General features: G+C 78.4%; 1 protein-coding gene. It reads right to left on the bottom strand.

Annotated features, from left to right (window positions below):
- Positions 1-4: 4 nt before the first annotated feature.
- The coding region (locus tag HNP84_RS54520; protein WP_185056989.1) for a type I polyketide synthase at positions 5-10,477 on the bottom strand (10,473 nt) is incomplete at its 5' end.

Genomic DNA, 10,477 nt, shown 5'->3' with positions numbered 1-10,477 from the left:
GCGCTCATCCTTCCAGCTCGGCGTCGAGGAAGTCGAACAGTTCGCCGTCGCTGGCGGTGCGCAGCCGCTCGGCGACCGCCTCCGGCTCCGGCGCGGCCGGACCGGGCTCGGCGGGCGGGGCGGGCATCTCGCCGAGCAGCGCCCGCAGCCGGTCGGCGGCGCGCCGCCGTTCCGCCTCGCCGGTGCCGGCGAGCGCGGCGGCGAGGCCGTCCAGGGCGGCGTCCAGGGACGGCCGTGGGTCGCCGAGGCGGCCCAGGAGGTACCCGGCCAGCTCGTCCGGGGTGGGATGGTCGAAGACCAGCGTGGGCGGCAGGTCGAGCCCGGTGGCCGTGCCGAGCCGGTTGCGCAGGTTCACCGCGGCGAGGGAGTCGAAGCCCAGCTCGCGCAGCGGGCGGCCGGGGGGCACGGCCTCGGCGCCGTCGTGGCCGAGCACGGCGGCGATCTCGGCGCGCACGGCCCGCAGCAGCACCCGGCGCCGCTCGGCCTCGGGCAGGCCGGCCAGCCGCCGCGGCAGCTCGGCCGCCTCCCCAGCCGTGTCGCCGGGCCGGTCGGCGGCCTGGCGCAGCAGGCGGCGCACCTCGGGCAGGTCGGCGATGAGCGGCCGGGGCCGCAGCGCGGTGAAGGCGGGCACGAACCGCTCCCAGTCCACGTCGGCGACCACGACGGCCGGCCGGTCCTCCTCCAGGGCCTGGTCCAGGGCGGTGAGCGCGAGGTCCGGGCTCATCGGGGACACGCCCCGGCGGCGGAGCTGCTCGCGCCGTCCGGCCTCGGCCTCGGGGTCGCCGAGGTCCACCTCGGCCCACAGGCCCCAGGCCACGGCGGTGGCGGGCAGGCCGCGGGCGCGGCGGTGCTCGGCGAGCGCGTCGAGGTACGCGCTCGCGGCGGCGTAGGCGGCCTGGCCGCCGCTCCCCCACACGCCGGCGACCGAGGAGAACAGCACGAAGGCGTCCAGCTCCCGCTCGCCGAGCAGGTCGTGCAGGTGGGCCGCGCCGAGCGTCTTGGCGGCCAGGACGGTCTGCAGTTCGGCGGGCCCGGTATCGGCCAGGGCCCCGGCCTCCAGCGCGCCCGCGGTGTGGAAGACGGCGGCGGGCGGGTGCTCGGCGAGCAGTGCGGCCAGCGCGGCGCGGTCGGTGATGTCGCACTCGGCGACGGTCACCCGCGTCTGCCCGGCGGCGCTCCCGGCGCTCCCGGCACTTCCGGTGGTGAGGCCGGCGGCGAGGTCGCGGGCGCGCTCGCCCTGCCCCGGGGGCTCGATCAGCACCAGATGCTCCGCGCCGCGCCCGGCGAGCCGGCGGGCCAGGTGGGGGCCGAAGCCGCCCGCGCCTCCGGTGACCAGGATGGTGCCTCTCGGGTGGAAGGCCCGGCCGGGCGCGGGGGCGGCGGCGCGGACCAGGCGGCGGGCCAGCAGGCCCGACGGGCGTACGGCGAGCTGGTCCTCCTCGCCCACCCCGGCCAGCGCGCGGGCCAGCTCGCGGGCGGCGCGGGCGTCCAGGACGCCGGGCAGGTCGAGCAGGCCGCCCCACAGGCCGGGGTGCTCCAGGGCCGCCGTGCGCCCCAGCCCCCAGGCCGCCGCCTGGGCGGGGTCGCCGGGCGGGTCGGCCTCTCCGGCGCGGACCGCCCCGCGCGTGGCCAGCCACAGCGGCGCGCCCTTCCCGTCGAGGGCGCGCACCAGGGCCGCGGTCGCGGCCAGCCCGGCGGGCACGGCCGGATGCCCGGGGAGCGCGGCGGTGTCCAGGGCCAGCAGGGACAGCACGCCGGCGATCCCGCCGGGGGCCGGGAGCGCGTCCGGCAGCCGCGCGGGGTCGGCGGTGTCCACGGCGGCGGTGACCACCTCGGCGCCCGCGGCGGCCAGGGCGTCGGCGCAGAACGCGGCGGCGTCCGTCCGCGCGGCGGGCGTGACCAGCAGCCAGGTGCCGTGCAGCCGGGGCGGCGCGGCGGGGGCCGCGACGGGGGTCCAGGTGACGCGGTAGCGCCAGGACGCGGTGGCGGAGTGGTCACGGCGGCGGGCGTGCCAGCCGGACAGGGCGGGCAGCACCTCGCCCAGGGGCCCGGGGTCCTCCAGGCCCAGGGCCCCGGCGAGCCGGGCGGGGTCGGCGCTCTCGACGGCCTCCCAGAAGTCCCGTTCCATGGGATCGCCGGCCGCCGCGCCGCGCTCCCGGTCCGGCTCCGGCCAGTAGCGGCGGCGCTGGAACGGGTACGTCGGCAGCTCCACGGGCGGCGCGCCCGCGGGCCGCCCGGCGTACGCGGGGCGCCAGTCCACCGGCAGGCCGGCCGCGTGCGCCTCGGCCAGGCCGATCAGGAACCGGTCGGGGCCGCCGTCGTCGCGGCGCAGGGTGCCGGTCGCGGTGACGGGCGTCCCGGCCGCGTCGGCGGTCTCCCTGACGGCCGGGGCCAGCACCGGGTGCGGGCTGATCTCCAGGAAGGTGCGGTGGCCCTTGTCCAGCAGGACGCGGACGGCGTCGGCGAAGCGGACGGGCTCGCGCAGGTTGCGGTACCAGTACTCCTCGTCCAGCGGGTCGCCGTCCACCCACTGCCCGGTGACGGTGGACAGGAACGGCACCCGCGGCGCGCGCGGGGCGATCCCGGCCAGCGCGCGGCGCAGCTCGTCGCGGATCGGCTCGACGCCCGGCGAGTGGGAGGCGTAGTCCACCGGGAGGCGGCGCACCCGCACGCCCTGGGCCTCGTAGCGGGCGGCCAGCTCCTCAAGCGCCGCCGCCTCGCCCGCGACGACGACCGAGGACGGGCCGTTGACGGCGGCGACGGCGAGCCGGGCGTCGGCCGGGTCGAACCGGTCGGCGGGCAGCGCCAGCGCGGCCATGCCGCCGGTCCCGGCCAGGGCGCGCAGCGCGCGGCTGCGCAGCGCGACGATCCGCGCCCCGTCGGCCGTCGTCAGCGCGCCCGCGACGCACGCCGCGGCGATCTCGCCCTGGGAGTGCCCGATCACGGCGGCGGGCTCGACTCCGTGGGAGCGCCACAGCCCGGCGAGCGCGACCATCGTGGCCCACAGCGCGGGCTGCACCACGTCCACCCGGTCCAGGCCGACCGCGCCGCGCAGCGCGTCCTCCAGCGACCAGTCCACGTACGGTGACAGCGCCGCGCCGCACTCGGCGATCCGGGCCGCGAACTCCGGGGAGCGGTCCAGCAGCGCGGCGCCCATGCCGGGCCACTGCGGGCCCTGGCCGGGGAAGACGAACACCGCCCCGGTGTCGGGCCCGGCGACGCCGCGCACCAGCCCGGCCGCGGGCTCCCCCTCGGCCAGCGCGGCCAGCCCGCGGGCGAAACCGGCCCGGTCCTCGGCCACCACGATCGCGCGGTGCGCCAGCCGCGCCCGGGTGGTGGCCAGCGCGTGGCCGGTGGCGGCGAGGTCGAGCTCCCGGCCGGCCTCCAGGCGGGCCAGCATGCGCCGCGCCTGCTCGCGCAGGGCCGCCTCGTTCGTGCCGGACAGCACCCACGGCAGGGCGCGCGGGGCCTCGCCCGGGTCCGGCGGGGACGGCTCCTGCTCCTCCTGCTCCGGCGCGGCCTCCAGGATCACGTGCGCGTTGGTGCCGCTGATGCCGAAGGAGGAGACCCCGGCGCGGCGCGGGCGGCCGGTCTCGGGCCAGGGCACCGGCTCGGTGAGCAGCGACACCGCGCCGGAGGACCAGTCCACGTGCGGGGTCGGCTCGTCCACGTGCAGGGTGCGCGGGAGAGTGCCGTGCCGCATCGCCTGGACCATCTTGATCACACCGGCGGCCCCGGCGGCGGCCTGGGTGTGCCCGATGTTCGACTTGACCGAGCCGAGCCACAGCGGGCGGTCGCGGTCGCGGCCGTAGGCGGCGAGCAGGGCCTGCGCCTCGATGGGGTCGCCCAGCGGGGTGCCGGTTCCGTGCGCCTCCACCGCGTCCACGTCGGCGGGGGCGAGGCCGGCGTCGGCGAGCGCCCTGCGGATGACCCGCCGCTGGGAGGGCCCGTTGGGGGCGGTGAGCCCGTTGGACGCGCCGTCCTGGTTGACCGCGCTCCCCCGTACGAGGGCCAGCACGCGGTGGCCGTTGCGGCGGGCGTCCGACAGCCGCTCAAGCAGCAGCAGGCCGACGCCCTCCGACCAGCCGGTGCCGTCGGCGGCGGCGGCGAAGGACTTGCACCGCCCGTCCGGCGCGAGCCCCCGCTGCCTGCTGAACTCCACGAACGTGCCCGGCGTGGCCATCACGGTCACCCCGCCCGCCAGCGCCATGGAGCACTCGCCGCGCCGCAGCGCCTGCGCGGCCAGGTGCAGGGCCACCAGCGAGGAGGAGCAGGCGGTGTCCACGGTGACGGCGGGCCCCTCCAGGCCGAAGGCGTAGGCCAGCCGCCCGGACACGACGCTGCCCGCGGTGCCGGTGCCGACGTAGCCCTCCAGCTCGCGCTGCGCGCCGGGCAGCAGCGCGGCGTAGTCGTGGTACATCACGCCGACGTACACGCCGGTGTCGCCGCCGCGGACCCCGGCCGGGTCCAGCCCGGCCCGTTCGAAGGTCTCCCAGGCGACCTCCAGCAGCAGCCGTTGCTGCGGGTCCATGGCCAGGGCCTCGCGCGGGCCGATGCCGAACAGCTCGGCGTCGAACCGGTCGGCGTCGTGCAGGAAGCCGCCCTCGCGGGTGTAGCTGGTGCCGGGGTGGCCGGGGTCGGGGTCGTACAGGGAGTCCAGGTCCCAGCCGCGGCCGGTGGGGAACGGGGAGACGCCGTCGCCGCCGGAGGCGACCAGCTCCCACAGGTCCTCCGGGGAGCGCACCCCGCCGGGGTAGCGGCACGCCATCGCCACGATCGCGATCGGCTCGTCGGCGGCCGGGACGGCGGGGCGCGGCGGCGTGACCGGGGCCGCCGCGGGCCCGTCCAGGCCCTCGCTCAGGACCTCGTGGAGCAGGTACGCGGCGACCGCCTCGGGGGTGGGGTGGTCGAAGACCAGCGTGGCGGGCAGGCGGGCGCCGGTGAGCGTGCTCAGCGCGTTGCGCAGCTCGACGGCGGTGAGCGAGTCCAGGCCCAGATCGGTGAAGTTCGCGGCGGGCGGCACGGCCTCCGGCCCGCGGTGGCCGAGCACCAGGGCGACCTGGGCGCGTACGGCGTCCAGGGCGATCCGGTCGCGTTCACCGGCGGTGCGCCCGGCAAGGCGGCGGGGCAGCTCGGGGCCGCTCTCCCGCGCCGGGCGGGCGCGCACCAGGCCCGAGAGCAGGGGCGGCACGGGCCCGGTGCGGACGGCGGCGAGGTCCAGGCGCATCGGCAGCAGCACGGCGTGCTCCGCCCCGCCCGTCGCGCCCGCCGCCGCGTCGAACAGGGCCAGCCCCTCCTCCGGCGCGAGCGCGGGCACACCGCGCCGGGCGGTGCCCGCCATGCCGGTCTCCAGGTCCCACAGGCCCCAGGCCAGCGAGATCGCGGGCAGGCGGCGGGCGCGGCGGTGCCCGGCCAGGGCGTCCAGGACGGCGTTGGCGGCGGCGTACGCGGCCTGGCCCGGGGCGCCGAACGTCGCGGCGGCCGAGGAGAACAGGGTGAACGAGCGCAGCGGCAGGTCCCGGGCCAGCTCGTGCAGGTGCAGCGCGGCGGCGGCCTTGGGGGCCAGGACGGTGGCGAGCCTGTCGGGGGTGAGCGAGTCCACGACCCCGTCGTCGAGCGCGCCGGCCGCGTGCACCACCGCCGTCAGCGGGTGCTCGGGGTCGATGCCGGCCAGCAGGGCGGCGAGGCCGTCGCGATCGGACACGTCGCACGCGGCGAGGGTCACCCGGGCGCCCATCGCGGACAGCTCGGCCTCCATCTCGGCGGCGCCGGGCGCGCCGGGGCCGCGGCGGCTCGCCAGCAGCAGGTGGCGTACGCCGTGCTCGCGGACGAGGTGCCGGGCCAGCAGCGTGCCCAGCGCGCCGGTGGCGCCGGTGAGCAGCACGGTGCCGTCCGGGTCGTACGCGAAGCCGGGGCCTGGCGGCGGCGCGGTCCGGGCCAGGCGGGGCGCCAGGACCGTCCCGCCGCGCAGCGCCAGTTGCGGCTCACCGGTGGCCAGCGCCCCGGCCAGGCTCCGGTACGACCCGTCGCTCCCGTCCAGGTCGATGAGCACGAAGCGGCCGGGGTGCTCCGACTGCGCGGATCGCAGCAGCCCCCAGACCGCGGCGCCCGGCAGTCCGGCGGGGTCGTCACCGGGGCGCGCGGCCACCGCGCCGCGGGTGAGCAGGGCGAGCCGGGTCCCGGGCAGGCGGTCACCGGCCGCCCAGGACCGGGCGAGGGCCAGGGCGCGCTCGGCGGCGCGCCGTACGGCGTCCGCCGGGTCGCCGTCCTCGGACGGCAGCGGCACCAGCAGCACGTCCGGGGCCTCCTCGCCGTCGGGGACCGCCGCCAGGTCCGGGTACGCGGGCGCGTCGATGCCCGCCGGCGGCTCGCCCAGCACGGCCAGGCGCGGGGCGGGCGCGTCCTGCGGCGCGGGCAGGGCGGTCCACGCGACGTGGAACAGGTCGCGGCGGACCCGGGCGAGCCGGTCGGCCGGGAGCGGGCGGAAGGTCAGCGCGTCCACGGTGGCGACGGTGCGCCCGTCGGCGCCGGACAGGGTCAGGGCCACGGAGCCGGGACCCGCAGGCGCGAGCCGGACGCGGACGGCGGTGGCCCCGGGCACGTGGACGCGCAGCCCCGACAGGGCGAACGGGATGCGCGGCTCGCCGTCGCCGGGCAGCGCGCCGAGTGCCGCCGCGTGCAGGGCGGCGTCGAGCAGGGCCGGGTGGAGCGCGTAACGGCCCGCCTCGGCGTGCAGCGGTTCGGGCAGCTCGGCCTCGGCGTACACCTCGCCGTCGCCGCCGCGCCAGGCCGCGCGCAGGCCGCGGAACGCGGGCCCGTAGCCGAGGCCCGCCGTGGCCAGGTCGTCGTAGAGCGCGGCGACGTCCACTGCCTCGCCGGTGGGCGGCCACGCGACGGGCTCCGGGGCGTCCTCCTCGGCGGCGGCCAGCGTGGCGGTGGCGTGCCGGGTCCAGGGCTCCTCGTCGTCGAGGCGGGCGTGCACGCTCACCGTACGCCCGTCGGGCGCGGCCAGGACCTGGACCCGGGCCGCCCCGCCCTCGGGCAGCACCAGGGGAGCCTCCAGGGTCAGCTCCGCCACGACCGGCCGCCCTGCCTGCGCGCCGGCGTACCCGGCCAGCTCGGCGAACACCGTGGCCGGGACCACCACCGCACCCGCGACCACGTGGTCGGCCAGCCAGGGGTGCGCTTGCGCGGACAGCCGCCCGGTGAACACCAGCCCGCCGTCCTCCGCCAGCGCCACCGCCGCTCCGAGCAGCGGATGCCCGGCGGGGGCCAGCCCCAGCCCTGCGGGGTCCCCGGACGGCGCGGGGGCCAGCCAGTAGTCCTCGCGCTCGAACGGGTACGTGGGCAGGTCCACGAGCCTGCCGGAGAGCATCCCCCGCCATGCGACCGGGACGCCGCGTGTGTGCGCCTCGCCGACGGCCCGCAGCAGGGTCCGCACCTCGTCCCGGCCCCGGCGCAGGAGGGGGATGACCGGCCGGTCGGGGACCAGGGCGGTCAGCACCGCGTCCGGCCCCACCTCCACCAACGTCACATCCCCCGGCAAAGCCTCGATCGCCTGCGCGAACCGCACCGGCTCCCGCACCTGCCGCACCCAATACGCCGCATCCGGCACCACACCCATCGCAATCGCAGGCGGGTGATAGACGATGCTCTCGGCCACCTGCGCGAAGGCCGGCAGCATCGGCTCCATCCGCGGCGAATGGAACGCATGACTGACCCGCAACCGGCGCATCCGACGACCGCCGAACTGCCCCTCGATCCGGGCCACCTCATCCTCGTCACCGGAGACCACCAGCGCACGCGGCCCGTTGAACGCCGCGATCGCCACCCGGTCACCCAGCAGCGGCGCAACCTCCTCCTCGGTGGCCTCCAGCGCGCACATCACCCCACCGGCCGGCAGCTCCTGCATCAACCGGCCCCGCGCCGCCACCAACGCGCACGCATCCGCCAGCGAGAACACCCCCGCCACATGCGCCGCCGCCAACTCCCCGATCGAATGCCCCACCAGGTAATCCGGGGTGATCCCCCACGACTCCAACAGCCGGAACAAGGCCACCTCGACCGCGAACAGGCCCGTCTGCGTGTACAGCGTCTGGTCCAGCAGGTCGCCGCCGCCGGCGATCACTTCGCGCAGCGGCCGGTCCAGGTACTGGTCCAACTCCGCGCACACCGCCGCGAACGCCTCGGCGAACACCGGGAACCGCCCGGCCAGCTCCAGGCCCATCCCCGCCCGCTGGCTGCCCTGACCGGAGAACAGGAAGGCGACCCGGCCGGAGCCGGCCGGGGGCGGCGGGGTGAACCGGTCCAGTTCGGCGAGCAGTTCCTCGCGGGTCGCGGCCACGACGACCGCGCGGTGGTCGAACCGGGGGCGCAGCGCCGCCGAGTAGGCCACGTCGCCCACGGACGCGTCCGCGTCCGCCCGCAGGTACGCCGCGAGCCGCTCGGCCTGGGCGCGCAGGCCCCGCTCGCTGCGGGCCGACAGCACGACGGGCACGTCGCCGGAGGGCGCGGGCGCGGTGTCGTCGGCGAGCTGTTCCAGGATCACGTGCGCGTTGGTGCCGGAGATGCCGAACGACGACACCGCCGCCCGGCGTGCACGCCCCCGCTCCGGCCACGCCACCGGCTCCCGGACCAGCTCCAACACGCCCGACGACCAGTCCACGTGCGGGGACGGCTCGTCCACGTGCAGGGTCGGCGGCACGGTCCCCGCCCGCATCGCCATCACCATCTTGATCACACCGGCCACGCCCGCCGCCGCCTGCGTGTGCCCGATGTTGGACTTGACCGACCCGAGCAGCAACGGGCGCTCCCGCTCGCGGCCGTAGGCGGCCAGCAGCGCCTGGGCCTCGATCGGGTCGCCCAGGGTGGTCCCCGTGCCGTGCGCCTCGACCACGTCCACATCGTCGGGCGATAGCCCGGCGTTCGCCAGCGCCTGCCCGATCACCCGCTGCTGCGACGGCCCGTTCGGCGCCGTCAGCCCGTTCGACGCCCCGTCCTGGTTCACCGCGCTGCCACGCACCACCGCCAGCACCCGGTGCCCCAGCCGCCGCGCGTCCGACAACCGCTCCACCACCAGCACCCCGACGCCCTCGCCCCAGCCCGTGCCGTCCGCCGACGCCGCGAACGACTTGCACCGGCCGTCGGCCGCCAGCCCGCGCTGCCGGCTGAACTCCACGAAGACGCCGGGAGAGGCCATCACGGTGACCCCGCCGACCAGGGCGAGGGTGCATTCGCCCTGGCGTAGCGCCTGCGTGGCGAGATGCAGGGCCACCAGCGAGGACGAGCACGCGGTGTCCACGGTGACCGCGGGCCCCTCCAGGCCGAAGGAGTACGCGAGCCGCCCTGACATCACGCTGGCCGCCCCGCCGGTCAGCAGGTAGCCCTCGGCGCCCTTGTCCGCCTGGTCGTAGCGCGGACCGTACTCCTGGTACATGGCGCCGACGAAGACGCCGGCCCGGCTGCCACGCAGGGTGGCGGGGTCGATGCCGGCCCGTTCGAACGCCTCCCAGGACGCCTCCAGGAGGAGTCGCTGCTGCGGGTCCATCGCCAGCGCCTCACGCGGCGAGATCCCGAAGAACCCGGCGTCGAAGGCCGCCGCGTCGTACAGGAACCCGCCCTCGCGCACGTACGACCGTCCGGCGCGCCCGGGGTCGGGGTCGAACAGCGCCGCGAGGTCCCAGCCGCGGTCGGCGGGGAACGGCCCGATGGCGTCCCGCCCGGACGCCACCAGGTCCCACAGTCCTTCGGGGGAGGACACGCCGCCCGGGTAGCGGCAGGCCATGCCCACGATCACGATCGGGTCGCCGTCGCCGGGCGCGGGGGCCGGGGCGGGGACGGCGGGCGCCGGGGACCGTCCCAGCAGCTCGCGGCCCAGCTCGGCGGCGAGGGCGGCCGGGGTGGGGTGGTCGAAGGTGAGCGTGGCGGGCAGCCGCAGCCCGGTGGCGGCGTTGAGCCGGTTGCGGAACTCCACGCCGGTGAGCGAGTCGAAGCCGAGGTCCTTGAACTGCCGGTCGGGGGCGACGGCGTCCGGAGTGGCGTGGCCGAGGACGGCGGCGGCGTGGGTGCGTACCAGGTCGAGCAGGGCCCGGTCGCGGTCGGCGTCCGGCATGGCGGCCAGGCGCTGGGCGTAGGTGGCGTCGGGCGCGGTTCGCGCGACGGCACGGGCGGCCGGGGCCCGGACCAGGCCGCGCAGCAGCGGCGGCACGTCGGCCCGGCCGCGGAAGGCCGCCGGGTCCAGGCCGATGGGCACCTGTACGGCCTCGTCGGCGGCGAGTGCGGCGTCGAGCAGCGCGAGGGCGTCCTCGGTGGACAGGGGGGTGACGCCGGAGCGGGCCATCCGGGCGAGGTCGGCCTGGCCGAGGCCGCCGGTGATCCCGCTGCGCTCGGCCCACAACCCCCACGCCAGCGACACCCCAGGCAACCCCCGCGCACGCCGCCACGACACCAACGCGTCCAAGAACGCGTTCCCCGCCGC

Source organism: Thermocatellispora tengchongensis (assembly GCF_014202315.1).
Classification (GTDB): Bacteria; Actinomycetota; Actinomycetes; order Streptosporangiales; family Streptosporangiaceae; genus Thermocatellispora; species Thermocatellispora tengchongensis.
This window is presented reverse-complemented; position numbering and strand designations above follow the sequence as displayed.